The organism is Vibrio sp. 10N.286.48.B8 (assembly GCF_003050085.1).
Taxonomy (GTDB): domain Bacteria; phylum Pseudomonadota; class Gammaproteobacteria; order Enterobacterales; family Vibrionaceae; genus Vibrio; species Vibrio crassostreae.
In genome coordinates, this window is the sequence record NZ_PIGD01000019.1 from 47,268 (window position 1) to 72,222 (window position 24,955).

Consider the following 24,955-nt stretch of genomic DNA (forward strand, 5'->3'; position numbering starts at 1 on the left):
AAGCGTTTGGAAGCAATTTATGCATATTCATATCTTAGGAATTTGTGGCACCTTCATGGGAGGTGCTGCGGTATTGGCTCGTCAATTAGGTCACAAGGTTACCGGTAGTGACGCGAATGTGTACCCACCAATGAGCACTTTGTTGGAATCTCAAGGGATTGAAATTATTGAAGGGTTCGACCCAAGCCAATTAGAACCAAGGCCGGATCTCGTAGTTATCGGTAACGCAATGAGCCGTGGTAACCCGTGTGTTGAGTATGTGTTGGATAACAACCTGAGATACACATCTGGCCCTCAGTGGTTGCAAGAGTTCCTGCTACATGACCGTTGGGTATTGGCGGTATCGGGTACGCATGGCAAGACAACAACATCGAGCATGCTGGCTTGGGTCTTAGAGGACTGTGGCTATGCACCAGGCTTTTTAGTTGGTGGTGTGTTGGGTAACTTTGGTATTTCTGCTCGTCTTGGTGAAAGCATGTTCTTCGTGGTAGAAGCCGACGAATACGACAGTGCTTTTTTTGATAAACGATCTAAGTTCGTCCATTACCACCCAAGAACCTTGGTGATGAATAACCTAGAGTTCGATCATGCGGACATCTTCGATGATCTTGAGGCAATTAAACGTCAGTTTCATCACTTAGTGCGCACTGTGCCAAGCAATGGCCGTATTTTCTCACCTAAGCAAGATACGGCTATTCAAGACGTTCTATCTCGTGGCTGTTGGAGTGAGACTGAATCGAGTGGTGAACTCGGTGATTGGGATGCGAAGAAGCTGGTTAAAGACGGCTCTAAATTTGAGGTTTACTTCCAAGGCGAATGCGTTGGAACTGTCGACTGGGATTTGGTTGGCGACCATAACGTCAATAATGCTTTGATGGCGATTGCAGCTGCGCGACATGTAGGGGTGACACCTGATTTAGCGTGTGAATCGTTGGCGAAGTTCATCAACACCAAACGTCGTCTAGAGTTTAAAGGCGAAGTGGCAGGCGTTTCTGTCTATGACGATTTTGCACATCACCCAACGGCAATTGAACTTACGCTGGGCGGCTTACGTAATAAGGTCGACACGAAGAAAATCATTGCCGTGCTAGAGCCTCGTTCTGCCACCATGAAACGTGGTGTGCATAAAGAAACCCTGGCTGATTCGTTGAAGCAAGCGGATTCTACCTACTTATTCCAACCGGAAAACATTGGTTGGTCGGTACAAGATGTTGCGGACGCTTGTCACCAACCGGCACACGTGAGTGGTGACATGGATGCATTCGTTGCTAAAATTGTCTCAGAGGCACAAGCGGGCGACCAAATCTTGGTAATGAGTAATGGCGGTTTTGGTGGTATTCACCAAAAACTGTTGGATGGGTTGGCACTCAAAGGCTAATGGCGTTCACGACCTTATAATTTGAAGTAATTGAGAACATGACAAAACACGATAAAGCGATAACTCTTGCTTTTACTGGCGCATCCGGTGCGCCTTATGGCTTGCGTTTACTTGAATGCCTTTTGGCGGCCGATTATCAGGTCTACTTGCTGATTTCATCGGCAGCACGAGTGGTATTGGCGACCGAGCATGAACTCAAGCTACCTGCTGGGCCGGATGCGGCGAAACAAGCTTTGGTTAAACATCTTGGGTGTGACCCCGAAAAGCTGGTGGTGTGTGGCAAAGATGACTGGTTCTCGCCGGTTGCCTCTGGATCAGCAGCGCCGAAGCAGATGGTGGTGTGTCCATGTTCTGCAGGAAGCTTGGCTTCAATTGCACATGGCTTGTCGGATAACTTGATTGAGCGAGCGGCAGATGTGGTCATGAAAGAGCGAGGCCAATTGTTGTTGGTGGTTCGTGAGACGCCATTTTCGACGCTTCATTTAGAGAACATGCACAAACTCTCAACCATGGGCGTGACGATCATGCCTGCTGCTCCAGGCTTTTATCACCAACCCAAGTCGATTGAAGACTTGGTTGATTTTATGGTGGCGCGCATTCTGGACCATCTTGGTATCGAGCAAGGTTTAGTGCCACGTTGGGGTTACGATCAACGTAATTGATCCAAACTTGATAGCTTATTGTTAAAATTCGAATTACAATTCTGAACACTCATCGGGGAGCGAACCATTCAAATAATGAATGCGAGCTGAGATCAAGCATACGCTTGGGACCCGTAAACCTGAACCAGATAATGCTGGCGTAGGAATTGAGTTAGGAACAACCTCTACCGTTCTCCTCCCTCAAACCTGTGCCGCTCAGACCATGGAGAGCGTCCAGTGAAAATCACATTAACTACCCTTGCTGTAACTACAGCGATCTCTTTTTCTGCCTTCGCTGCAGACAACACTTTGACTGTATATACCTATGACTCTTTTGCTGCGGATTGGGGCCCTCGTCCTGCCGTTGAAAAAGCATTTGAAGAGAAGTGTGGTTGTGATGTGAACTTTGTCGCGCTCGAAGATGGCGTGTCTATTCTTAACCGTTTGCGTCTTGAAGGCGGTAACAGCAAAGCTGACATCGTGTTAGGTCTAGACAACAACCTAATGGCTGAAGCGAAAGCAACGGGTTTATTGGCTGAGCACAACGTTGATACTTCATCAGTAACACTGCCTAATGGTTGGGATGACAGCACCTTTGTACCTTATGACTTTGGTTACTTTGCCTTTGTATATAACACAGAGAAACTCGCAAACCCGCCTAAAAGCCTAAAAGAGTTGGTTGAGCAGCGTGATGATCTGAAGGTTATCTACCAAGATCCACGTACTTCAACACCTGGACAAGGCATGATGTTATGGATGAAATCTGTTTACGGTGATGAAGCAACGGCAGCTTGGAAGAAGCTAGCTCAGAAAACCGTTACGGTAACCAAAGGTTGGTCTGAAGCTTACTCTATGTTCCTAGAAGGTGAGTCTGACTTGGTTCTGTCTTACACAACGTCTCCGGCTTACCATATCATTGCAGAGAGCGATTCTAAGTACGCAGCAGCGAGCTTCGAAGAAGGGCATTACACTCAAGTTGAAGTGGCCGCTAAGGTTAAAGGCAGTAACAACGAAAAGCTTGCTGATGAGTTTATGGCCTTTATCCTAAGTGATGAATTCCAATCGGCGATGCCTACAGGTAACTGGATGTATCCAGTAACGGGTGTCGAGCTACCAAAAGGTTTTGAGCAGTTAACTGTACCGCAGAAGGCGCTGAGCTTTAGCTCTGAAGAGATCGCCGAGAAGCGCAAGCCTTGGATTCGTGAATGGCAGAGTGCACTTACTTTCTAACGTACTTTTAAAAATTAGCTTTCTGTATTTAAAGATTCATTCGACATCAATTGAGTGAGCCATTTACGGTAAAAATCAATCTATGATAAAGAAAACACCTAAGGTCGGGATCTGGGTTGCGATACTCATTACCGCCTTCGTGGTTTCAGCAGTTGGGGCATTGCTTAGCAATGCCCCTTCTCTTGATATCAGCCAAGTATGGTCAGATCCTTACTATTGGCATGTAACGAAATTCAGCTTTTATCAAGCGACATTCTCAACAGTGCTGAGTGTTGGTTTTGCTATACCTATTGCGCATGCTTTGTGTCGTAGACAATTTTTTGGACGAGCCTTGTTATTAAGGTTGTTCGCGTCGACCTTGGTTCTGCCTGTGTTGGTCGGAGTATTTGGCTTGCTGGCGATTTACGGCAACAGTGGTTGGTTAGCTAAGTTCTTAGCGAACTTCGACATTGAGCTACCATTCTCGATTTATGGCTTGAATGGTATTTTGTTGGCGCACGTTTTCTTCAACCTGCCTTATGCCAGCCGTTTACTTCTGCAAGCGTTAGATACCGTGCCTGCCGAGCAGCATAAACTCTGTGCTCACTTAGGCATGAGCCATTGGAATAAATTTAAATGGGTTGAATGGCCGAGGCTAAGACAGCAATTGCCTCATGTGTGTGGCTTAGTCTTCATGTTGTGTTTCACCAGCTTTGCTACCGTGATGGCGTTGGGTGGTGGTCCGAAATCAACCACCATTGAGCTAGCCATCTATCAAGCAATCAAATTCGACTTTGACCTGCAAGCTGGCGCGTTGCTCGCGATATGGCAAATGCTGTTGTGTGGCGTATTAGCTGTGAGTATTCAGCGTTTGTCTAAGCCTATATCTGTGACGGCTAGTCAGCTGTCGGAAGAGAAGTATTTGGTCAAGGACAGCTGGTGGTCAAAAGCTTGGGATAGCTTTTGGATCATCATAGTCTCAATGCTGGTATTGCCGCCCTTAGCGATGGTTATTTTAAGTGGTATTAACTCTCAGGCGCTCACTGTACTGAGCAGCGAGCCATTTTGGGCTGCGTTAATGACCTCGGTTCGTGTTGCTGCCCTCGCAAGTATCATCGCTGTTGGTATTGGTATCACGATCCTTCTAACCAGTCGCGCATGGCGTTTGCAGAACAAGAACTTTAGAGCGGATAAGATTGAGCTGATTGGCACTATTATTTTGGTGACACCGGGCTTGGTGATTAGTACTGGCCTCTTCTTATTGCTACGTTCATTTACCGATGTGTTCAGCTTAGCTTTCTTTATTGTGATTGCCGTAAACAGTTTGATGGCGCTGCCTTACGTAATTAAAACCTTAGCTCAACCTATGCTGCATTTGTCTCAGCAGTACCAGTATGTGTGTGCAAGCTTAGGAATGACAGGGTTCACTCGCTTTAGGTTGGTGGAGTGGCGCGCATTACGTAAACCTATGGCACAAGCATTCTCAATCAGCTTTATGCTGGCGATGGGCGACTTAAGTGCGATTGCCTTGTTTGGTAGCCAAGATTTTAGAACTCTGCCTTTGTATCTATTCCAATTGTTAGGCAGCTATCAAATGGAAGCGGCGGCTGTGGTGTCAGTGAGTTTACTGTTGTTGAGTGTGGGCAGTTTTAGCCTGATTGAATTTTTGTTTACTCGAAGCTCAAAGCTAAAGAGTTAAGGAACCGATGATGTTAGTGATGAAAGATGTGGATTACCACTATCACCAAGAGTTGTTTAGTTTTGATTTCCAAGCCGAGCAGGGTGATATTGTTGCTCTGATGGGGCCAAGTGGTGCGGGTAAATCAACGCTACTCGCATTGGTTGCTGGGTTTATCGAGCCTACATCGGGTGAGATCTCAGTGGCTGGCCAGTCGCTTATTGGCAAAGAAGCACATCAGCGCCCATTGGCGATGTTGTTCCAAGAACACAACCTATTTTCTCACCTCACGGTGCGTGAAAATATTGGATTAGGCTTACATCCAGGGTTAAAGCTTACCGTAACCCAAAAGCAATCTGTGGAACAAGCCGCAGCACAAGTGGGTGTTGCTGAGTATTTGGATAGATTGCCTGAGCACTTATCAGGCGGTCAACGCCAGCGTGTCGCACTAGCGCGTTGTTTTGTTCAACCACACGACATTTGGCTGCTTGATGAACCTTTTTCTGCGCTTGACCCTGTGCTGCGGGAAGAGATGCTGAGCTTGGTAAAGCGATTAGCGGCAGAGCGCAATATTACCGTCTTGATGGTGACACACCATTTAGGAGATGCACGCAGCATTGCAAATAAGTTTGTTTTTGTGGCGCTAGGTAAGGTTTTGGTTGAAGACTCGATAGAGGTACTGACGGCGGAGCATCCACAGCCAGAATTAAGCTCATTTGTTAAAGCGGGTGAGTGACGATTCATCACTTTTGTTGGATATCTTTAATATTGAGTACGTAGAAAACAAAAAGACCTAGCATGCGCTAGGTCTTTTATTCACTCTATAAGTAAAGCGAGATAACGATTAGTCTTCTAGCTTTAGCTCTTTTAAGATTTGGAAAATTTCACGAGAAGACTTTGCAGGCTTGTTCGCAGATTTCTCTTTGTTAGCCTGGCGAGCTAGCTGACGAAGACGCTGACGGTCTGCTTCAGGGTACATTTCCATGACTTCTGAAATAGCCGCATCACCTTCAGCAACAACACGATCACGCAGTTGCTCAAGCTTATGTAGCTCAGCTGTTGCTTGTGAGTGTTTGTTGCGTACTTTATCCAAAGCCGCTTGAATTGGCTCAGGATCGACATTGCGCATTACTTTACCAATGTATTGAAGTTGACGACGCTTCGCTTCATTTTTAAAGCGTTGTGCATCTTTAATCGCTTGTGCCAAATCTTCAGACAGCGGAAATTTGTCTAATACAGAAGGCTTTAGACCAACAAGCTCTTCTCCCAGCTTTTGCAGGGCATCCATGTCCGTTTTCATTTCTGTCTTACTTACCCAGATGATTTCTTCTTCTGGTTCCCATGGGGCTTTTTGGTTTTTGCGAGCCATCTTTTCTGCCTATGTCACTATCTCAAACGAATATATTGCCTATTTTAGCAAGAATCTTGGGGAGAAAGCGAAATTCTTGTTATCCTACGTAATATTGACCTAAAAAATTAGAATAGATATGGATGTAAAACAGCAAGTCGCCCAGCAAAGAGTTGAGCTAGAAGCCGCAGTAGCTAAAGCGTTGGATATGGCATCAGTGAGTGCAGACGCAGCTGAGGTCGCTATTACTAAGTCAACGGGTTTAAGTGTTTCAACACGTATGTGTGAAGTGGAAAACGTTGAATTTAATAGTGATGGTGCGCTAGGTATTACTGTTTATCGCGGCCAGAAAAAAGGCAGCGCATCTACATCTGATCTGAGTGAAAAGGCCATTGCTCAAACAGTAGCGGCTGCGCTTGATATCGCTCAGTACACTTCTGAAGACCCATTTGCAGGTCCTGCAGCAAAAGAATACATGGTAAAAGAAATTCCAGACTTGGATCTTTTCCACCCTGATGAACCAAACCCTGATTATGCTGCTGAAATTGCGATTGCTGCTGAGAAGCAAGCGTTAGCTTATAGCGACAAGATTAAGCAGAGTGATGGCGCAAGCTACGACAGCCATTATGGCGTTAAGGTTTATGGTAACAGCCATGGCTTACTAGCAAGCTACGCTTCAAGTCGCCATAGCACGAGCTGCTGTGTGATTGGAGAAGGCGCTAACGGTGAAATGGAACGAGATTACAGCTACACCGTTGCACGTCACCGCGATGAGCTATGGACGCCTGAGCGCGTAGGTCAAGAAGCAGCAGAAAAGACCATTAGCCGTTTGGATGCGAAAAAGCTACCAACAGGCCAATACCCAATTATGTTTGCTAACGATGTAGCTACTGGCCTGATCGGTCACCTTGTGATGGCGATCAGTGGCGGTAACCTTTACCGCAAGTCGTCATTCCTATTGGATCATCTAGGTCAGAAAATCCTACCGGACTGGTTTAATATTTCTGAGCGACCACATATCCTGCGAGGTTTGGCTTCAAGCCCGTTTGATAGCGAAGGTGTGTTCACTCAAGATCGTGAAATCATCACTGACGGTGTGCTAGCTACTTACTTACTAACTAGCTATGCCGCACGTAAAATGGACATGACACCAACAGGCCATGCGGGTGGTATTCATAACTGGTTTGTTAAATCGACCGGCCAAAACTTTGAGCAGATGCTAAAAGAGTTAGGGACTGGCTTCCTAGTCACTGAAGTGATGGGCCAAGGCGTAAACACCGTAACGGGTGATTATTCACGTGGCGCTGCAGGTTTCTGGGTTGAGAACGGAGAGATCCAATACCCAGTATCGGAAGTGACGATTGCGGGTAACCTAAAAGACATGTTTACTCAGATTGTTGCAGTCGGTAACGACGTAGAAACACGTTCTCAGATTCAAACGGGTTCTATCTTGCTTGAGTCAATGAAAGTCGCAGGTGAGTAATTCAATTAACACTAATTGATGAATTAAAAAAGGGAGCCAATGGCTCCCTTTTTGTTTTCTGTATGTCGCCAAAAATTGGCTAGCTGCTTCTGCTAACTAGATCAGTATGGTGGCTAAGCCTAAGAACACAGATAGGCCAATAACATCGGTTACGGTGGTCAGTGCCATACCGCCAGCAAGGGCTGGATCGATATTCATTTTCTTCAGCATCACCGGGATGGTTACACCGGCAATACCAGCCACTATCAAGTTGGTCATCATCGCTGCTGAGATTATGCCTCCCAGTATCCAGTTACCTTTCCAAGCGACCACGATACCGCCAATGATAACGGCCCATAGAACGCCGTTTAGGAAGCCGATTGCCGCCTCTTTGAGTAACAGTTCGCGTTTGTTACTGTCACCGATATGACCGAGTGCCAAACCACGAATCACTAAAGCAACGGTTTGGTTGCCCGCAACACCACCCATTGAAGGTACGATAGTCATCAGTACTGCTATCGCTGCCATTTGGTCGAGCGTTGCTTCAAACATATTCGATACCGATGCTGCAGCAAGTGCCGCGAGTACGTTAGCACCAAGCCACACACTACGACGACGAGCGGATTTTACGACTGGTGCGAAGGTATCTTCGTCATCGTCCATACCCGCCATACTCATCATTGAGTGTTCAGCATCTTCACGGATAACATCAACCACGTCATCGATGGTGATACGACCAACAAGGTGTTGATTGCTATCGACTACTGGCGCTGAAACCCAATTACGACGTTCGAACAGGCTCGCAATATCTGAAGCGCTGGTTTCAACCGCGATCGCTTCGTCGGCATCCTCCATCACTTCGGAAACTGCCACATCAGGCTGAGTCGTTACTAGTGTGGTAAGCGATAGGTTGCCGATAAGACGTTCTTCTTCATCAATAACATACAGAGCGTCAGTTGCATCGGGCAGTTCGCCACGCATACGCATGTAACGCAATACAACGTCAACATCGACATCACCACGAATCGTGATTACGTCGGTATTCATGATCGCACCCGCTGAATCTTCAGGGTACGACAGGGCGGTTTCAACTAATGCACGATCAACAGAGTCCATTTGAGAAAGGACTTCGCGAGAAACATCGTCGGGTAGGCTTCGAAGTACGTACGCGACGTCATCGGTTTCCATACCTTCGGTTGCTTCTGCTAAGGTCTCCGGTGCCATTTTTGACACAAGAGCATCTTTGACGTCTTCGTTTAGTTCATCAAGAATTTCACCGTAGTCTTCAGGGTCGGTGAGTTGCCAGAGTACGTCACGACTTTTGCGAGGGGAGGCTTCTAAAAGGTGTGCAATATCCTCAGGTTCCATGTCCTGAAGTTGTCGGCGTACGTGAACAAATCGGCCGTTTTCTAGGGCTTCGCTGACTTCTTGGAGGGTTTGGTGAGCTTGGTCGAATTCTAATTGCTCTGCCATATTTTCCTCCTATCTCATTATTCTAACAATGTTTGGAATAGTAACTTAATTCTGGGGCTTATTTAAATCATAAACTTAGATAGAACTAAGATTTAATATTGGTTGGTTCACTGTTTGAGTCTTATGTGTTGTAAGTGAAGCGTTTTCGCTACTCACCCTCATCAAACTTGTCTTCAATGAGATGACAGACGGCATCAAGCGCTTGCTGTGAATCGGTGCCTGCAGCTTGAATAGTAATATGTTGCCCTTGCGCTGATTCCAGCATAAGTAGCCCCATCACACTGTCTGCAGTTGCGATTTTATCTTCTTCGCTATGGATAGTGATGGTTGCATCAAAGCTTTGGGCAAGCTCAACCAATTTTACGGCTGCTCTAGCGTGAAGACCCAAGCGATTTTGGATCAGTACAGTTCGAGTTAATTCCATGGTTAGCCCTGTTGGTGCTTCTCTAGGGAGGCGTGTCTGATTTGAACTTGATGACCTAGTTGATCGAAGTACTCACCAATTTTTTGAGTTAGATAAACCGAGCGGTGTTTACCGCCAGTACAACCAATCGCGACCGTTAGGTAACTGCGATTATTCTTCTCCAACATTGGCAACCACTGTTCAACAAAGCCTTGGATCTGTTGCTTGAGCTCAAGAACTTCTGCGTGTTTTTCTAGAAAAGAGTGAATTGGAGCATCAAGACCTGTTAAAGGCCGTAGTGCTGGTTCCCAGTGAGGGTTCGGCAAAAAGCGAACGTCGAACACATAGTCGGCATCACTTGGTAGGCCGTATTTAAAACCGAAAGATTGAAAGACAATGATTAGCTCTTGCTTCTCTTTGCCTTCAACTTTAAATCGAACCTTTTCGCTCAATTCGTAGAGGTTGCAGTCACTACTATCAATCACAATGCAGGCTTGCTCTGCGAGAGGTGTTAGGAGTGTCTTTTCCAAATCAATCGCTTGCTCAAGAGATAATTTTTCTTGGCCGATCGATAACGGGTGGATTCTGCGTGTTTCGCTGTAGCGCTTGAGTAACGTCTGCTTGCTTGCATCGAGGAACAAGACGTTCACATCAATGTTGGTTGCAGACTCTAGCTGCTCTAGCATTTCTGTTACTAGCTGAGGCTCTTTCGGTAGGTTACGAATATCAATGCTAACCGCGACGTTTTGATTGATCTCACGTACCGATTCGACAAAGTCGTTGAGCAGGTTTACTGGCAGGTTATCGACGCAGTAATACCCCAAGTCTTCAAGGACTCGTAGCGCAACACTTTTACCGGCCCCAGATTGGCCACTAACAACGATTAACCGCATGTTATTGCTCGCAAGTTGGCACTTGAATCATGATGTCGTAAAGCTCTTGATCGCTTTGAGCGTTACGCAACTGTTTCAGAGTCTGCTTATCGTTTAGTCGCTCTGCCATACAAGAAAGGGTTTTTAGATGCTCCTTACATTGTTCACTTGGAACAAGCAGGGCAAATAGTAGGTCGACAGGACGATTATCAATCGCATCAAATTCGATGGGATCTTGGCATTGCAGTAATACAGCAATCGCTTTATCACTGACATTCATACGAGCGTGGGGAATAGCAATGCCATTACCAATGCCTGTACTGCCCATTTTTTCACGGCTCAACATGCACTCAAACAGTTCTGTTGAATCTTGACCACAGCTTTCTGCTGCGATCTGACTGATGAGCTCAAGGGCTCTTTTTTTGCTTGTGCATTGGACTGCACTTTTGGTGCAGTCCAATGAAAGTACTTCGCTTAATTGCATGTTAGTGACTACTTAGCTTTTCTTTGTGCTTGTTGAGTTGGCGGACGAGTTTATCAACCAATGAATCAATCGCGGCATACATGCTTTCATCTGTTGCTGTCGCATGGATTTCCCCCTGATTTATATGCAGGGTAGCTTCTGCGATGTGATTGATTTTCTCAACTTTTAAAACAACCTGAACGCTATTGATATGATCAAAGAAGCGCTCAAGTTTGTCGAATTTGGTGTGAACATAGTCTTGCATTGAATCGGTAAGATCAACGTGATGGCCTTGAATATTGATTTGCATAGACTTTCCTTTTCAGTTGGTTGCCTGATCATAGTTGCTAAGTAACTAGCGACTAAATGAGCTTATAGCAGGCGTTTACGCTGACTCGAAGGGGCAATGCCCAGAGACTCACGGTATTTCGCTATCGTACGTCTAGCTACCTGAATTCCTTGGTCAGCCAGTAAAGCAGCAATCTTGCTATCACTTAGAGGTTTCGCGGTGTTTTCTGCTGCGACAAGCTTCTTAATGAGTGCGCGAATTGCTGTCGATGAACATTCACCGCCATTGTCAGTGCTGACATGGCTTGAGAAAAAGTATTTGAGTTCGAAGATTCCACGTGGTGTATGCATGAATTTTTGAGTCGTCACACGAGAGATCGTGGATTCGTGCATATCAACAGCTAACGCAACATCATTCAGAACCATTGGCTTCATCGCTTCTTCGCCATGTTCGAAGAAATCACGTTGATGTTCAACAATGCATCGCGCAACTTTGAGTAGCGTCTCATTTCGACTCTCTAGGCTTTTAATTAGCCACTTTGCTTCTTGCAAATTTGAGCGGATGTATTGATTGTCGGCGCTGTTGCCTTTACTACCCAGATCAGCGTACTGCTGATTCACTTTCAGTTTAGGCACGCTATCAGGGTTAATGGTCACTAACCATTTGCCAAGGTCTTTGAAGACAGATACATCCGGGACCACATACTCAGTTTCATCCGGAGTAATCTTACTGCCAGGGCGAGGGTCCAGCTGTTGAATAAGCTGCAAAACTTCACGTAGTTCTGCTTCTTTCAACTTGGTCTCTTTGATAACCAATTTGTAATCACGGTTACCAAGTTGGTCAATATGGCTAGTAAGTACTAACTTAGCTTCGTTGAGCCAAGGAGTATCTTGAGGGAAGGTTGCCAGTTGCAGTAATAAGCAATCTTGCAGATTGATTGACCCGACACCTAGCGGGTCAAATTGTTGAATTCGTTTACGTACGGCTTCAATTTCATCAAGCTCGATCTCTTCATTGTCGAAGTTTTCAAGGATGTCTTCACAAGTTACAGTGAGGTAGCCATAGTCATCGATGGCATCAATCAACGCGAAAGCTATGCTTCGGTCGGTGTCAGTGAATGGTGTTAGATCGAGTTGCCAAAGTAGGTAATCGTGCAGGCTTTGAGTGGTTTCACCTTGGTAAACAGGCATGTCGTCATCAACTGCAATACCTGTATTACCGGTGTTTGCGCTGTAGACGTCTTCCCAAGTTGTGTCGATTTCTAGTTCGTTGCCAATCTCTGATTTTTCGATTAAGTCTGAACTATCAGGTAAGTCTTGCTCTGTGGCTTCAACGGTTTCTTTTTCGTCACTGCTAGGTTTTTCTTCCGATGTTGGCGTGTCTTCATTGCCTTCTTCGACATCGAGTAGTGGGTTAGATTCAAGTGCTTCTTGAATCTCTTGTTGCAAATCTAAAGTAGACAATTGCAACAAACGAATCGCTTGCTGCAATTGAGGAGTCATTGCTAACTGTTGGCCTAGCTTAAGTTGTAATGAGGGTTTCATTCAGTGTGACTTACCTAGTTATTATTCTTAGAACTCTCGATACTCTCTATATAATCATAGACGGAATTGTTCGCCTAGATAAACTTGTTTAACTTGTTCGTTATTGAGAACATCTTCAGGAGTACCTTCAGCGATTAGGTGTCCTTGGCTTACGATGTAAGCTTTTTCACATACGTCTAGTGTTTCACGAACGTTGTGGTCGGTAATCAAAACGCCCAAGCCACGATCGCGTAGGTGAACAATGATTTTTTTGATATCGATAACCGAGATCGGGTCAACACCAGCGAACGGTTCATCCAGAAGAATGAACTGCGGGTTTGCTGCTAGTGCGCGAGCAATCTCAACACGACGACGCTCACCACCCGACAGAGCCATACCATTACTGGTGCGGATATGTTGGATGTGGAATTCTTCAAGCAGGTCTTCCAACTTATCTTGACGCTGTTCATTGGTCATCTCATCACGGGTTTGTAATACCGCCATGATGTTGTTCTCAACTGACAACTTACGGAAAATCGATGCTTCTTGTGGCAGATAACCGATACCAAGACGAGAGCGACTGTGCATTGGCAAGATACTGATGTCTCGGTCATCAATGCTGATGGTGCCCTCATCACGCGCAACCAGACCAACAATCATATAGAAAGACGTGGTTTTACCTGCACCGTTAGGCCCAAGCAGACCAACGATCTGGCCTGACTCTACCTGCAAGCTTACATCGGTAACAACTTTGCGCTTGCTGTAGGTTTTCGCTAGGTTTTTTGCTTTAAGAACAGCCATCGTTACTTATTCACTTCCGTTGGTTGTAAAACCGTTGACACTCGTTTGTTTTCACCACTGTCAGCGACTAATTTCTGAGAACCGATCTGGTAAGTGATCTTAGAGCCGCGAATGATACTGCCGTCTTGAGATAGCATCGCATTCTTGGTCATGATCAGTTTGTCGGCAACAAGCTGGTAATGCAGGTCGTCAGCTTCACCGTAGAGTGTCTTACCATCGTCAGTAAGCTGAGAGAAGGTTGCTGGCTTACCGAAGCCTTGAATTTCTTCAATCTCGCCGTTTACGGCGTTGCGGGTAACAATAACCTTATCGGCATTGATATTGATGCTGCCTTGTTTAAGGTTTACATCACCAAGAAAGGTTACTTGATTACTTTTCATATCCAATTGCTGGCTGTCTGAGTCAATGTAGACAGGTTGCTCGCTATCCGAAGAAAGGGCATAGACATTTGGTGCCGCAAGGGTCAAAGCGAATAAACTAAGGTGTAAGAGTTTCATATCTACCTTGAACAGAATTAAAGAGGGTTGCATTGTTGGTACCGAAGTTACCTTTCATTGCTTGTCCCTCAGTTTCAAAAAATGTACCGATCATATGGACCGGAGTCTCTGAATAAAAATCTCGGCTAGGCAGCTCAACAACCATTTTATCTGTAGTCATTGTATCGAAGCTGGCTTCTGGCAATAGGTTCTTTGCCACGACGTTGTCATAAAAAGTGACAACTTGATTCTCATCCATAATCGCGCGATCAGCGGTGACTTGCCATTCAATCGTGTGTCCTTCTCGGAATACCGAAAGAACCGGGTTTTGAAAGTGCGTATCGCCAACCACTGAGTAATGTTCTAAATACGTCGATTCAACCTGATAGCTACGAATACCGCTTTCGTCATAGCTAATGTTGTTTAGGCTTTTGCCACTAAACGCGGGCAGCTCCAAATTTGGAGCTACTTGTATCGTTGATGTTTGCTCTTTGTCGTACAGATAATAGGTCGACCAAGAGGCAATAAATATTAGTATTAAATAGATAATACGAGTAAAACTCATATGCTTAAACCTTTATGCACGTCGAGTTCATTTCTTGCTTGTAAAATAAGGTCGCAAACTTCACGTACCGCACCATGACCACCGTTAATGGTTGTCACGTAGTTTGCTCGCTTTGCAAGTAGCGGGTGACCATCTGCTACACAGACCTTCAAGCCAACTTTTTCCATCACAGGCCAGTCGATCAGATCGTCGCCGATGTAACCTGTGTTTTCAGGATTTACAGAAAGCTTATCGCAAATATCCTGGTATGCCTTAACTTTATCGTCTTGGCCTTGATAAATCAGCTTGATGCCTAGAGCAGTCATTCGATTCTCAACAATTTGAGATTTACGACCAGTGATGATCGCGATTTCAATACCCGCGTTCATCAGTGATTTAATGCCGTAACCGTCACGAGTGTGAAAGGTCTTCAGCTCTTCACCGTTGTTGCCCATGTAGATGCGACCATCAGAGAATACACCATCGACATCGCAAATTAGTAGTTTGATCTCTTTTGCTACTGCGAATACATCAGCATCTACTGTGCCGTATAAGGTTTCGACTGTCTGTGTCATTACATTACTCCTGCTTTCAGTAAGTCATGCATGTTTAAGGCTCCAACCAGCTTACCTTCATGGCACAACATCAGGCCATTGATGCTTTTAGCTTGCATCAAGTTTAATCCCTCTACTGCGAGCATGTTTGGTTCTGCTACAGTTGGGTTAAGTGTCATTACGTCGCCGATCTGCGTGTTATGAATATCAACGCGCTTGTCTAGGATTCGGCGTAAATCACCATCGGTAAAAATACCGGCCATTTGGCCATCTTCACCAACGATGGCTGTCATGCCCAAGCCTTTTTGAGATATCTCTAACAGAGCATCTCGTACTAGCGCATTTGGTGCAACAACAGGGAGTGCATCTCCTGTGTGCATGATGTCGTCTAGTTTTAACAGCAGTTGACGACCTAAAGCGCCACCTGGATGAGACAATGCAAAGTCTTGAGCGGTAAAGCCTCGAGCCTGCAAAAGTGCAACGGCTAATGCATCACCCATAACCAAAGTCGCCGTGGTACTGGTTGTTGGTGCTAAGCCCAGTGGACACGCTTCTTCCGGTACTGAAATTTGTAAATGGATATCAGACAAGGTCGCCATGTTTGATGCTGGCTTACCTGTCATGCTGATGATCTTGATGTTCAGACGCTTTAATACAGGGAATAGGCTGAGGATTTCTCCCGATTCGCCTGAGTTGGATATTGCGATCACAATATCGCCAGGTTCGATCATGCCTAAGTCGCCATGCGCTGCTTCTCCTGGGTGCACAAAGAAAGCAGATGTCCCGGTACTTGCTAACGTTGCTGCTATTTTGTTGCCAATGTGGCCTGATTTACCCATGCCCATCACAACGACTTTGCCTTTGTTGTTCAGGATAAGGTCGCAAGCTTTACAAAAATCATCATTAAAATATTGGTCTAATTGAGTGAGACCTGCAACTTCGGTTTCCAAAACTTGTTTTGCAACGCTGCGGTAATCAAATGGCTGAGACATCAAATACTCCAAGTACGGGAAGTTAAATCAACAATTAAGCCGACATGTTCATTAGTAGGTAACTTTGGTAGGCCACAAACGTGATAATTAACACGCCGCCTTCAATACGATTCACGCTACGAGATTTTCCTAGTGCCATAACAACAAGCAGTAGCGATACGCCTAGCATTACCCAGAAGTCTCGACCCATAGCGAACTCGCTCAAGATCGAAGGGTTTAGGATGCCCGGGATACCCATAACAGCAAGGATGTTGAATACGTTTGAGCCAATGATATTACCCACGGCCATATCATCTTCACCCTTCATAACACCAGCAAGTGATGCGGCAAGCTCAGGCAGACTAGTACCTACGGCAATGATAGTTAGACCTATGACAAGATCGCTCATGCCAAAATATTTCGCGATGATTACCGCATTATCTACCAGCATATCAGCAGCCAAAGGCAGGATGATCAGGCCAATCACGACCCACATTGCGGCTTTAGGGTTGCTTACACCCTCTGGGATTTCTGATTCTTGTTCATCAAGGAAAGCATCGCCGTTCTTTTTCTCGCTGCGGCTGATTTGCAACATAGCAAACAAAAACGCGGCAAAAAGAACAAACAACAACACGCCTTCATAGAAGCCTAAATGGTTATCCCACAGTAGGGCGCCCGCTAGTAGAGTAACACCGATCATTAATGGTAGTTCACGACGAATCACGCCTGAGCTAATAGATAATGGCTTAATTAGTGCTGTAATACCTAAAATCAGCGCGATGTTGGCGATGTTTGAACCTAAAACGTTACCAACGGCTGTATCTGTTTTGCCATCAAGGGCTGCTGTTGCAGAAACCATCATTTCAGGAGCCGAAGACCCCATTGCTAAGATCGTCATACCGATAACTAGTGGTGAAATACCGAAGTTGCGAGCAAGAGCTGCGGCACCGTAAACCAGCTTATCTGCACTCCACACCAAAAAACCTAGACCGATAATAAGAAACGCAATCGCTTCAAGCATGATGATTCCTAAAAAATTAATAAAAACGGAGAATTAACCGCTAATTTTGACCTGTTGCTAGATAAAAGGGAAGTCACTCGGCAAATTAATTACCAGTTAGCTGGCAAGAAAGAGAGCTCAATAGATAATTTTCTAATGCTTTCAAATTCCTGCATAGATTCCTGTTTAATATGAATTAATTGAACAGTGCTTTTAATTCTAAAGTAGACTCATTATTATTGCAGCCATAATTGGCGTTTTTTAAAGCAAGGAAACAACAAAAATATGTTGAACACTGAGCTTGTGAAAGTTAAGAACCTCAGCTTTTCACGCGGTGATCGCGTTATCTTTGATGATATAAGTTTAGAGGTTCCTCAAGGTAAGATAACCGCAATTATGGGGCCGTCAGGGATTGGTAAAACGACCTTGTTGCGTTTGATTGGCGGACAGTTGCCGCCAGATGGAGGCGAAGTCTGGTTTGATGGCGACAACATCCCTGCATTATCACGTCGAAAGCTTTATCAAGCACGTAAGAAAATGAGCATGCTATTCCAATCGGGTGCGCTTTTTACGGATCTCAATGTGTTTGATAATGTGGCGTTTCCTCTGCGAGAGCACACTGAACTGAATGAAAAATTCATTCGTACCATCGTATTACTTAAGCTTGAGGCGGTAGGGTTACGAGGGGCAGCACAGTTAATGCCAAGTGAATTGTCTGGCGGTATGGCGAGACGAGCGGCGTTGGCACGTGCGATTGCCTTAGATCCAGAGCTCATCATGTACGATGAACCGTTTGTTGGCCAAGACCCAATCACCATGGGTGTTTTGGTTGAGCTTATTCGTAACCTCAATCAAGCGTTGGGCTTAACCTCGATTGTCGTTTCTCACGATGTTCCAGAAGTAATGAGTATTGCGGATTGGGTTTACCTCATGGCAGATAGCAAAATCATTGCTGCGGGAACGCCTGAAGAGTTGTACAACAACGACGATCCGAGAGTGCAGCAATTCTTACAAGGTGAAGCGGATGGTCCGGTGCCGTTTAGATTCCCTGCGCAAAGTCTAGAAAAGGATTTGTTTTAATATGATAGCTAAAACTATTGCGGGTGTCGGTAGACGTACACTTGCGATTTGCGAGTCATTTGGTCGAGCAAGCCTGATGTTATTCGGGGCGTTGTTTGGCATCCCGAGACTAAAAAACTTCCCTTTATTAGTAAAACAACTTTATAGCGTTGGCGTTCAGTCATTGGCTATTATTTTAGTTTCGGGTCTGTTCATTGGCATGGTACTCAGCCTGCAAGGTTATGTCGTGTTAATCGACTACGGCGCAGAGGGGAACCTTGGTCAGATGGTCGCTCTTTCTCTGTTACGAGAGCTCGGTCCTGTAGTGACAGCGCTGCTGTTTGCAGGTCGCGCAGGTTCTGCGTTAACGGCTGAGATTGGCTTGATGAAGGCTACAGAGCAGATCTCCAGCCTTGAGATGATGGCCGTTGACCCTCTTAAACGCATTATTGCACCACGACTTTGGGCCGGGCTTATCTCAATGCCATTGCTTGCTATGATCTTTATGGCGGTAGGCATTTGGGGCGGTCAGTTAGTGGGTGTTGATTGGAAAGGCATTGACCACGGTAGTTTCTGGTCTGCGATGCAGTCTTCTGTTGAGCTAGGTCGAGATATTGGTAACAGCATGATCAAGTGTATGGTCTTCGCTATCACCGTAACTTGGATCGCACTTTTCAATGGTTACGATGCGGTACCGACCTCAGAAGGTATCAGTCAGGCAACCACACGCACAGTAGTGCACTCTTCTCTAGCGGTATTAGGGCTAGATTTTGTTCTTACCGCATTGATGTTTGGGAATTAATCATGCAACAAACTCGAAAATTAGAATTATGGGTCGGCACCTTTGTTATTGCCGGAATTTGCGCAATCTTAATCATGATCTTTCAAGTCGCTGACGTAAAAGGCATAGGTTCGAACCATACTTACAATCTCAAAGCGACCTTTGACAACATTGGTAGCCTAAAGGTTCGTTCTCCGGTGAAAGTGGGGGGCGTGGTTGTTGGCCGAGTTCAAAGTATTGAGCTTGATACCGAGAGCTACCTGCCGGTGGTTAAATTGTCTATTGATTCGAAGTACTCACAATTTCCTGATACCTCTAGTGCTCAAATTTTAACGTCAGGTTTAATCGGTGAGCAGTACATCAGTTTGGTTCCAGGCTTCATTTTTGACGATGAAGAGATGCTGGTCGATGGGGATTCTATAGAAGATACTAAATCGGCATTGGTACTCGAAGATTTGATTGGCCAAGTGCTGTATAGCGTTGGCGGCTCTGATGACAATAAAGCTGAGGAATAAGAGGATGTTGAAAACGATGAGTCACTTAAAAACATGGTTTTTCGCTGTAATGGCCTTGTTGATTTCTACTCAAGCTTTTGCGGATACGACTATTGATAAAACGCAGCCTTACCAAATGATGACGCAAGTCGCTGAGGTGGCATTTGAGCGCTTAAAGAGCGAACAAGACAACATTCACCAAGATCCAGAACTCCTTAAGGTGATCGTGGAAGAAGAGTTGATGCCTTATGTGAATGCACAATATGCGGCACTTAAGTTATTAGGGCCAAATCTGAAAGGCGCGGATAGAAAAGATGTCCATGTATTTATCGACTCATTCCGTAAATACTTGGTTTCTTCTTACGCGCAAGTACTGACTCAATATTCAGACCAAACCATCGAGTTTGGCCCTGAACCAAAAATCAAAGCGGACAGCCGTATTACCAGTATCAAGGTAGATATCATTGATTCGCCGCGACCTAACATCAAGCTTGAATTTAAACTTCGTAAAGACAAAAAATCTGGCGAGTGGAAGGCATTTGATATGGTTGCGGAAGGGATTAGCCTGTTGTCGAGCAAGCAATCGGAGTGGAATACTAAGATTCGTCAAGAAGGCATCTTACAGGTTGCTGACGAGCTAGAGAAATTAGCAGCACAACCGATTCGTTTTGAGAGTAATAAATAATGAGCCATTCTCAATGGCAAGCACTAAGCTCTAAAGAATATCAGCTGCTCGGCGATATCGACCGAGACAGTGTCCCTGCAATCTGGCGTATATTGGAAAAGTGGCAAACGACGGAATCGAGCGTTGAAATTGACCTTAGCCATATAAATCGAGTCGATTCAGCAGGAATGGTGATGCTAATTCACTTATTAGAGCATGCAAAAAATCAAAACTGTCATATAATGCTCAGTTTCGTGCCAGAACAATTACGAACGTTGTTCCAATTGAGCAATATCCAGCCAATGATGGCAGAACACATAAAAAATTAGGCAGGAGCTATTTGTGGACAGCACAAAAGTACAAGAATTATTAGCAGAGGCACTGAACCTTCAGGAAATTTTCGTGAAGGGTGAAGGCAGTCATTACGAAGTTGTTGCGGTTGATCCATGTTTTGACGGCATGAATCGAGTTAAGAAGCAGCAACTAATCTACGGCCCACTAATGGAATACATTCAACGTAATGACATCCATGCTCTTTCTATTAAGGCTTTCACGCCAGAAGAGTGGGAACGTGATAAGAAACTGATGTCACTTTAAGGTTTATGATGGAAAAGTTTCGAGTTATTGGATCGGACAAGCCGCTAAGCGGTGAAGTGACGATCTCAGGCGCAAAAAATGCAGCGCTACCTATCTTATTTGCTTCAATTCTTGCTGAAGAGCCAGTTGAAGTGAGTAATGTTCCTCACCTACGTGACATCGATACTACGATGGAGCTACTAAAGCGTCTCGGCGCAAAAGTATCACGTAACGGTAGTGTTCATGTTGATGGCAGTGAAATTAATGAGTTTTGTGCGCCTTACGATTTAGTAAAAACAATGCGTGCATCTATCTGGGCTTTAGGTCCTCTAGTCGCTCGTTTTGGTGAAGGCCAAGTATCACTTCCTGGTGGTTGTGCAATTGGTGCTCGCCCTGTTGATTTGCATATCCATGGCCTAGAGCAACTAGGTGCGACCATTAAGTTGGAAGATGGTTATGTGAAAGCAAGTGTTGATGGCCGTTTGAAAGGCGCGCACATCGTGATGGATAAAGTAAGCGTTGGCGCTACGATTACTATCATGTGTGCAGCAACACTAGCGGAAGGTACAACAGTACTCGATAACTCAGCGCGTGAGCCTGAGATTGTTGATACGGCTGACTTCCTAAACAAACTAGGTGCTAAAATTTCTGGCGCAGGTACAGATACGATTACTATCGAAGGCGTTGAGCGTCTTGGTGGTGGCCAACACTCTGTGGTTGCTGACCGTATTGAAACGGGCACTTTCCTGGTTGCTGCTGCTGTTTCTGGCGGTAAAGTGGTTTGTCGCAACACCAACGCTCATCTTCTTGAAGCTGCCTTAGCGAAGCTTGAAGAAGCGGGTGCGAAGGTTGAAACGGGTGAAGACTGGATCAGCCTTGATATGACGGGTCGTGAACTGAAAGCGGTGAAAATCGTAACGGCACCTCACCCTGGCTTCCCAACCGATATGCAAGCACAGTTTACTCTGCTTAACATGATGGCGAAGGGCAGTGGTGTTATCACTGAGACTATCTTTGAAAACCGCTTTATGCACATTCCTGAGTTACAGCGAATGGGCGCAAAAGCGGAAATCGAAGGCAACACGGCTATCTGTGGTGAGACGGAAAAACTGAGCGGCGCTCAAGTAATGGCTACGGACCTTCGCGCATCTGCGAGCCTTGTGATTGCTGGCTGTATTGCTCAAGGCGAAACCATCGTTGACCGTATTTATCACATCGATCGTGGCTACGATAAGATTGAAGATAAACTGTCAGCCTTAGGCGCAAACATTACACGATTTAGTGAGTCGAACTAACCTAGGTTAGTGGATTCATGAATCAGTAAGATGAAAACATAAAAGTCGGAACCTTGGTTTCGGCTTTTTTATAGTTGTATTTACCGCAAGTGAACCTATTGCTCATTTTTGCGCGAATAGATGAATCAACTTGGCGGTCGGTGAGGAACAAAATGATAGCAATATTACGTATTTTCGCAGTGGCGATATTTGCGATTCTTATGTTTGTATTTGGGTGTGGTTACTGTTTACTAAGCCCGCGCAACCCAAAACACGTATTTACCTTTGGCCGCTATTTCGGTCGCATGTCGAAGATCTTCGGCATGAAGTTAGAGCTTCGCATCCCAGAAGATGCCTACTCTCGCGGCCAACATGTTTATGTGGCGAACCACCAAAACAGCTGGGATCTATTCACGATTTCATCAGCGGTAACGCCTAAAGTGGTGACGGTTGGTAAGAAAAGCCTAGTGTGGATGCCTCTATTTGGTCAGCTTTACTGGCTGACGGGTAACATCCTAATCGACCGTGCTAACCGCAGCAAAGCGGTGGGTACCATTGATCAGGTAGTGACAAGCCTAAAAGAGAGCGACGTTTCAGTATGGATGTTCCCTGAAGGGACTCGTTCTCGTGGCCGTGGTTTATTGCCATTCAAAACGGGTGCTTTCCATGCTGCAATCGGCGCAGGCTTACCGATTATCCCTATCGTGTGTAGCTCAACAGGTGGCGTGAAGCTAAACCGTTGGAACAACGGCCATGTGATTGTTGATATGCTGCCACCTATCAGCACAGAAGGTTACGACAAGTCTAATGTTCGTGAACTAGCGAACTTAGCTCGTGAGCAGATGGCTGCTAAGCTTGAAGAATTAGATAAAGAAGTGGTTGAGCTTAATAAGAAATAATCATCTAAGCGAAACGATGAACAATAAAAAAGGTTGCCAATTGGGCAACCTTTTTTGTATCTGATAAACGCTCAGCATTATGCCTTATTCGTTTACTAGAAACCGTTTATTCTAGATATTAAAACCTATTTGCGAACCGCAATAGCTTCGATCTCAATACCTACATCTTTTGGCAGACGTGCTACTTCAACACATGAACGTGCAGGGTAGTTTGCAACACCGTGCTCATCAAAGAACTTGCCGTAAACTTCGTTTACTGTACCGAAGTCGTTTAGGTCTTTAACGAATACTGTTAGCTTTACGATGTCTTTTACAGTTAGGCCTGAAGCTTCTACAACCGCTTTAACGTTGTCTAGAGATTGGCGAGCTTGCTCTGCGATATCAGCAGATACTTCACCAGTTGCTGGGTTTACTGGGATTTGACCAGAAGTCAGTACCATGTTGCCAAGGTCAACACCTTGTACGTATGGGCCGATTGCAGCTGGAGCAGATTCTGTGTGAAGTACTTTAGTCATTGGTTTATTCCATCAGTTATTAGATAAAAATCAATTTTCAGTGTGCCTTCAAACTTTGGATAGGTAAAGAGCAAAATACCCCGCATAGGCGAGGTATTTGATAGTTTTTACATTCGGTCAGCGTTGCCGTATGGCGTTATCTTTCTGTCACGATCTCGCGAGAGAATACCTTTTCGCAATACTTACACTTTAATCGAATATCTTCTTTCTTTTCAAAGATCTTAAAGCTGCTTTCAACCGGTTCATTGTGAGTAATACAGTTGGTATTTGGGCACTCGAACACATCGTTGATTTGCTCAGGAAGTTCTAATGCTAACTTCTTAACCACTTCGTAATCTTCGATTTGGTTAACGGTCGCGTGAGGTGCGTAAAGTGCCAGCTTGCTCGCCTGTTCTTCGGTGATAAACACATTCTCAATCTTGAGTAGGTCTTTTCCGCCTAGTGCAGAAGACGGCAGATTTAGGCCAATCGTCACACGCTGATGAGAGTTGTGCATGTCGAACAGTTTTAGCACTTTGATCCCGATGTTAGCTGGGATGTGGTCGATAACAGTACCGTTTCTGATTGCTTCAACTTTTAATTGAGTCTCTTTAGACATGATATCTCTCCTCTACAGCGTTTCGTTAAGAACAAGGGCTAGTAATGCTTCACGCGCGTAAACACCATTCTCTGCTTGCTGGAAGTAGTAAGCGTAAGGTGTTTTATCGACATCGATAGTAATTTCATCAACGCGAGGAAGAGGGTGTAGAACCTTCAGGTTATCGCGTGCATTTTCCAGCATTGAAGCGGTCAGGATGTACGCTGATTTGATGTGCGCGTATTCTGACTCATCGAAGCGCTCTTTTTGAACTCGAGTCATGTACAAGACATCAAGCTCAGGAATCACATCTTCCATGTCCGTCAATAGTTGGTACTTGATGCCCGCTTCATCAAGCTCTTCGCAAATGTAGTCTGGCATCGCTAGTGCTTCTGGTGCCACGAAATAGAAACAGATGTTGTCGAACTTCGCTAGCGCTTGCGTCAACGAGTGAACTGTACGGCCGTACTTAAGGTCACCAACAAATGCCACGTTAAGGTTATCTAGGCGGCCTTGTGTCTCGGCGATAGAGAATAGGTCTAATAACGTTTGTGTTGGATGTTGATTTGCGCCGTCACCTGCGTTAATAACTGGTACACCGTTTGAGAACTCAGAAGCCAGACGCGCTGCGCCTTCTTGAGGGTGACGCATTACGTAAGCGTCAACGTATGAAGAGATAACCTGTACCGAGTCCGCTAGCGTTTCGCCTTTCTTTGCCAAAGAAGTGTTACCACCACTGTCGAAGCCAATCACGTCACCACCGATGCGTTGAATCGCAGTTTCAAAAGAGAGGCGAGTTCGCGTAGAAGGTTCGAAGAAGCAGCTGGCAACAACTTTGTTCTTGATGAGTTCTGGGTTTGGTTCAGCCTTTAGCTGACCTGCCGTTTGAACAATTAATTCTAGCTCTTCACGAGAAAGCTCTGGAATTGAGATGATGTGCTTTTGATAGAGCGAATTCGCCATGATCTTCTTCCCCACAATAATGTATTGGCCATAAAAAAGCCCCCCATAATGGGAGGCTTTAAAAAAGT

The 24,955-nt window shown here is 45.3% G+C and carries 30 protein-coding genes and 1 riboswitch; of the genes, 14 read left to right on the forward strand and 16 right to left on the reverse strand.

What is annotated here, in order from left to right; translation table 11 throughout:
- The first annotated feature begins 19 nt into the window (after positions 1 to 19).
- The 5 genes from mpl (at position 20) to thiQ (ending at position 5,642) form a co-directional block, all read left to right on the forward strand.
- Positions 20 to 1,378, forward strand: coding sequence for a UDP-N-acetylmuramate:L-alanyl-gamma-D-glutamyl-meso-diaminopimelate ligase (mpl, locus tag CWO08_RS18845; RefSeq protein ID WP_102432490.1), 1,359 nt, complete (start codon positions 20 to 22; stop codon positions 1,376 to 1,378).
- A gap of 38 nt (positions 1,379 to 1,416) precedes the next feature.
- A complete protein-coding gene (locus CWO08_RS18850) occupies positions 1,417 to 2,040 on the forward strand; it encodes a flavin prenyltransferase UbiX (RefSeq protein WP_016787846.1) in 624 nt (207 codons plus the stop codon).
- Positions 2,041 to 2,083: 43 nt separating this feature from the next.
- Positions 2,084 to 2,203: riboswitch (TPP riboswitch) on the forward strand.
- Positions 2,204 to 2,256: 53 nt separating this feature from the next.
- On the forward strand, positions 2,257 to 3,249 hold the full coding sequence (thiB, locus tag CWO08_RS18855; RefSeq protein ID WP_102432492.1) for a thiamine ABC transporter substrate binding subunit: 993 nt from the start codon (positions 2,257 to 2,259) through the stop codon (positions 3,247 to 3,249).
- 82 nt (positions 3,250 to 3,331) lie between these two features.
- Positions 3,332 to 4,927, forward strand: coding sequence for a thiamine/thiamine pyrophosphate ABC transporter permease ThiP (gene thiP / locus CWO08_RS18860; protein WP_170960880.1), 1,596 nt, complete (start codon positions 3,332 to 3,334; stop codon positions 4,925 to 4,927).
- Between the two features lie 10 nt (positions 4,928 to 4,937).
- On the forward strand, positions 4,938 to 5,642 hold the full coding sequence (gene thiQ, locus CWO08_RS18865) for a thiamine ABC transporter ATP-binding protein (RefSeq protein ID WP_102432493.1): 705 nt from the start codon (positions 4,938 to 4,940) through the stop codon (positions 5,640 to 5,642).
- 108 nt (positions 5,643 to 5,750) lie between these two features.
- On the opposite strand, the gene yjgA is transcribed toward thiQ, so the two are convergent.
- Positions 5,751 to 6,275 carry a ribosome biogenesis factor YjgA gene (yjgA, locus tag CWO08_RS18870; RefSeq protein ID WP_017058909.1) on the reverse strand — a complete coding sequence of 175 codons (525 nt, stop codon included), beginning with the start codon at positions 6,273 to 6,275 and terminating at the stop codon, positions 5,751 to 5,753.
- A gap of 118 nt (positions 6,276 to 6,393) precedes the next feature.
- Between yjgA and pmbA the strand changes: the two genes are divergently transcribed.
- Complete coding sequence (gene pmbA / locus CWO08_RS18875) at positions 6,394 to 7,737, forward strand: metalloprotease PmbA (RefSeq protein WP_048659271.1); 1,344 nt, start codon at positions 6,394 to 6,396, stop codon at positions 7,735 to 7,737.
- A gap of 96 nt (positions 7,738 to 7,833) precedes the next feature.
- Here the strand turns inward: pmbA and mgtE are convergent, their stop codons facing one another.
- The 12 genes from mgtE to CWO08_RS18935 form a co-directional block, all read right to left on the reverse strand.
- Positions 7,834 to 9,189 (reverse strand): magnesium transporter, encoded by a 1,356-nt coding sequence (gene mgtE / locus CWO08_RS18880; protein WP_048605905.1) that lies wholly within the window; start codon positions 9,187 to 9,189, stop codon positions 7,834 to 7,836.
- Positions 9,190 to 9,337: 148 nt separating this feature from the next.
- Positions 9,338 to 9,613, reverse strand: a complete 276-nt coding sequence (locus CWO08_RS18885; protein WP_048659270.1) for an HPr family phosphocarrier protein — start codon at positions 9,611 to 9,613, stop codon at positions 9,338 to 9,340.
- A gap of 2 nt (positions 9,614 to 9,615) precedes the next feature.
- A complete protein-coding gene (gene rapZ / locus CWO08_RS18890; RefSeq protein WP_048659269.1) occupies positions 9,616 to 10,485 on the reverse strand; it encodes an RNase adapter RapZ in 870 nt (289 codons plus the stop codon).
- A gap of 1 nt (position 10,486) precedes the next feature.
- Positions 10,487 to 10,948, reverse strand: a complete 462-nt coding sequence (gene ptsN, locus CWO08_RS18895) for a PTS IIA-like nitrogen regulatory protein PtsN (protein ID WP_004738707.1) — start codon at positions 10,946 to 10,948, stop codon at positions 10,487 to 10,489.
- 1 nt (position 10,949) lies between these two features.
- The gene (hpf, locus tag CWO08_RS18900) at positions 10,950 to 11,237 is read right to left on the reverse strand and encodes a ribosome hibernation promoting factor (protein WP_102478653.1); all 288 of its coding nucleotides are present in this window, start codon (positions 11,235 to 11,237) and stop codon (positions 10,950 to 10,952) included.
- Between the two features lie 62 nt (positions 11,238 to 11,299).
- Complete coding sequence (locus tag CWO08_RS18905) at positions 11,300 to 12,760, reverse strand: RNA polymerase factor sigma-54 (RefSeq protein WP_019821454.1); 1,461 nt, start codon at positions 12,758 to 12,760, stop codon at positions 11,300 to 11,302.
- 54 nt (positions 12,761 to 12,814) lie between these two features.
- Positions 12,815 to 13,540, reverse strand: a complete 726-nt coding sequence (lptB, locus tag CWO08_RS18910) for an LPS export ABC transporter ATP-binding protein (RefSeq protein WP_004735304.1) — start codon at positions 13,538 to 13,540, stop codon at positions 12,815 to 12,817.
- Between the two features lie 2 nt (positions 13,541 to 13,542).
- Positions 13,543 to 14,037: a lipopolysaccharide transport periplasmic protein LptA gene (gene lptA, locus CWO08_RS18915; protein ID WP_004735305.1), complete on the reverse strand. Its 495-nt coding sequence runs from the start codon at positions 14,035 to 14,037 to the stop codon at positions 13,543 to 13,545.
- Positions 14,018 to 14,581: an LPS export ABC transporter periplasmic protein LptC gene (gene lptC / locus CWO08_RS18920; protein ID WP_004735306.1), complete on the reverse strand. Its 564-nt coding sequence runs from the start codon at positions 14,579 to 14,581 to the stop codon at positions 14,018 to 14,020. The genes lptA and lptC overlap by 20 nt, the downstream gene beginning before the upstream one ends.
- Positions 14,578 to 15,135 carry a 3-deoxy-manno-octulosonate-8-phosphatase KdsC gene (kdsC, locus tag CWO08_RS18925; RefSeq protein WP_048659268.1) on the reverse strand — a complete coding sequence of 186 codons (558 nt, stop codon included), beginning with the start codon at positions 15,133 to 15,135 and terminating at the stop codon, positions 14,578 to 14,580. Before kdsC ends, lptC begins: the two co-directional genes overlap by 4 nt.
- On the reverse strand, positions 15,135 to 16,106 hold the full coding sequence (kdsD, locus tag CWO08_RS18930; RefSeq protein WP_102432495.1) for an arabinose-5-phosphate isomerase KdsD: 972 nt from the start codon (positions 16,104 to 16,106) through the stop codon (positions 15,135 to 15,137). The genes kdsC and kdsD overlap by 1 nt, the downstream gene beginning before the upstream one ends.
- A 34-nt stretch (positions 16,107 to 16,140) precedes the next feature.
- Complete coding sequence (locus CWO08_RS18935) at positions 16,141 to 17,106, reverse strand: calcium/sodium antiporter (RefSeq protein ID WP_048659266.1); 966 nt, start codon at positions 17,104 to 17,106, stop codon at positions 16,141 to 16,143.
- 264 nt (positions 17,107 to 17,370) lie between these two features.
- Between CWO08_RS18935 and mlaF the strand changes: the two genes are divergently transcribed.
- From mlaF to CWO08_RS18975, 8 genes are all read left to right on the forward strand, one after another.
- The gene (gene mlaF, locus CWO08_RS18940; RefSeq protein WP_048659265.1) at positions 17,371 to 18,165 is read left to right on the forward strand and encodes a phospholipid ABC transporter ATP-binding protein MlaF; all 795 of its coding nucleotides are present in this window, start codon (positions 17,371 to 17,373) and stop codon (positions 18,163 to 18,165) included.
- Between the two features lies 1 nt (position 18,166).
- Positions 18,167 to 18,946: a lipid asymmetry maintenance ABC transporter permease subunit MlaE gene (gene mlaE / locus CWO08_RS18945; protein WP_017632286.1), complete on the forward strand. Its 780-nt coding sequence runs from the start codon at positions 18,167 to 18,169 to the stop codon at positions 18,944 to 18,946.
- Positions 18,947 to 18,948: 2 nt separating this feature from the next.
- Positions 18,949 to 19,440, forward strand: a complete 492-nt coding sequence (mlaD, locus tag CWO08_RS18950) for an outer membrane lipid asymmetry maintenance protein MlaD (protein WP_048662139.1) — start codon at positions 18,949 to 18,951, stop codon at positions 19,438 to 19,440.
- A 49-nt stretch (positions 19,441 to 19,489) separates the two neighbouring features.
- The gene (locus tag CWO08_RS18955; protein ID WP_240699569.1) at positions 19,490 to 20,104 is read left to right on the forward strand and encodes a phospholipid-binding protein MlaC; all 615 of its coding nucleotides are present in this window, start codon (positions 19,490 to 19,492) and stop codon (positions 20,102 to 20,104) included.
- Positions 20,104 to 20,412, forward strand: coding sequence for a lipid asymmetry maintenance protein MlaB (locus tag CWO08_RS18960; protein WP_004735315.1), 309 nt, complete (start codon positions 20,104 to 20,106; stop codon positions 20,410 to 20,412). Before CWO08_RS18955 ends, CWO08_RS18960 begins: the two co-directional genes overlap by 1 nt.
- Positions 20,413 to 20,425: 13 nt before the next feature.
- On the forward strand, positions 20,426 to 20,680 hold the full coding sequence (ibaG, locus tag CWO08_RS18965; protein WP_017058924.1) for a BolA family iron metabolism protein IbaG: 255 nt from the start codon (positions 20,426 to 20,428) through the stop codon (positions 20,678 to 20,680).
- 8 nt (positions 20,681 to 20,688) lie between these two features.
- Complete coding sequence (murA, locus tag CWO08_RS18970; RefSeq protein ID WP_017058925.1) at positions 20,689 to 21,954, forward strand: UDP-N-acetylglucosamine 1-carboxyvinyltransferase; 1,266 nt, start codon at positions 20,689 to 20,691, stop codon at positions 21,952 to 21,954.
- Between the two features lie 152 nt (positions 21,955 to 22,106).
- Positions 22,107 to 22,832, forward strand: coding sequence for a 1-acylglycerol-3-phosphate O-acyltransferase (locus CWO08_RS18975; RefSeq protein WP_102432498.1), 726 nt, complete (start codon positions 22,107 to 22,109; stop codon positions 22,830 to 22,832).
- A gap of 125 nt (positions 22,833 to 22,957) precedes the next feature.
- Here the strand turns inward: CWO08_RS18975 and CWO08_RS18980 are convergent, their stop codons facing one another.
- From CWO08_RS18980 to pyrB, 3 genes are all read right to left on the reverse strand, one after another.
- A complete protein-coding gene (locus tag CWO08_RS18980; RefSeq protein ID WP_004738682.1) occupies positions 22,958 to 23,347 on the reverse strand; it encodes a RidA family protein in 390 nt (129 codons plus the stop codon).
- Positions 23,348 to 23,483: 136 nt separating this feature from the next.
- On the reverse strand, positions 23,484 to 23,945 hold the full coding sequence (gene pyrI, locus CWO08_RS18985; protein WP_017632290.1) for an aspartate carbamoyltransferase regulatory subunit: 462 nt from the start codon (positions 23,943 to 23,945) through the stop codon (positions 23,484 to 23,486).
- Positions 23,946 to 23,957: 12 nt separating this feature from the next.
- Positions 23,958 to 24,887 (reverse strand): aspartate carbamoyltransferase, encoded by a 930-nt coding sequence (gene pyrB, locus CWO08_RS18990; RefSeq protein WP_048659262.1) that lies wholly within the window; start codon positions 24,885 to 24,887, stop codon positions 23,958 to 23,960.
- Between the last annotated feature and the right edge of the window lie 68 nt (positions 24,888 to 24,955).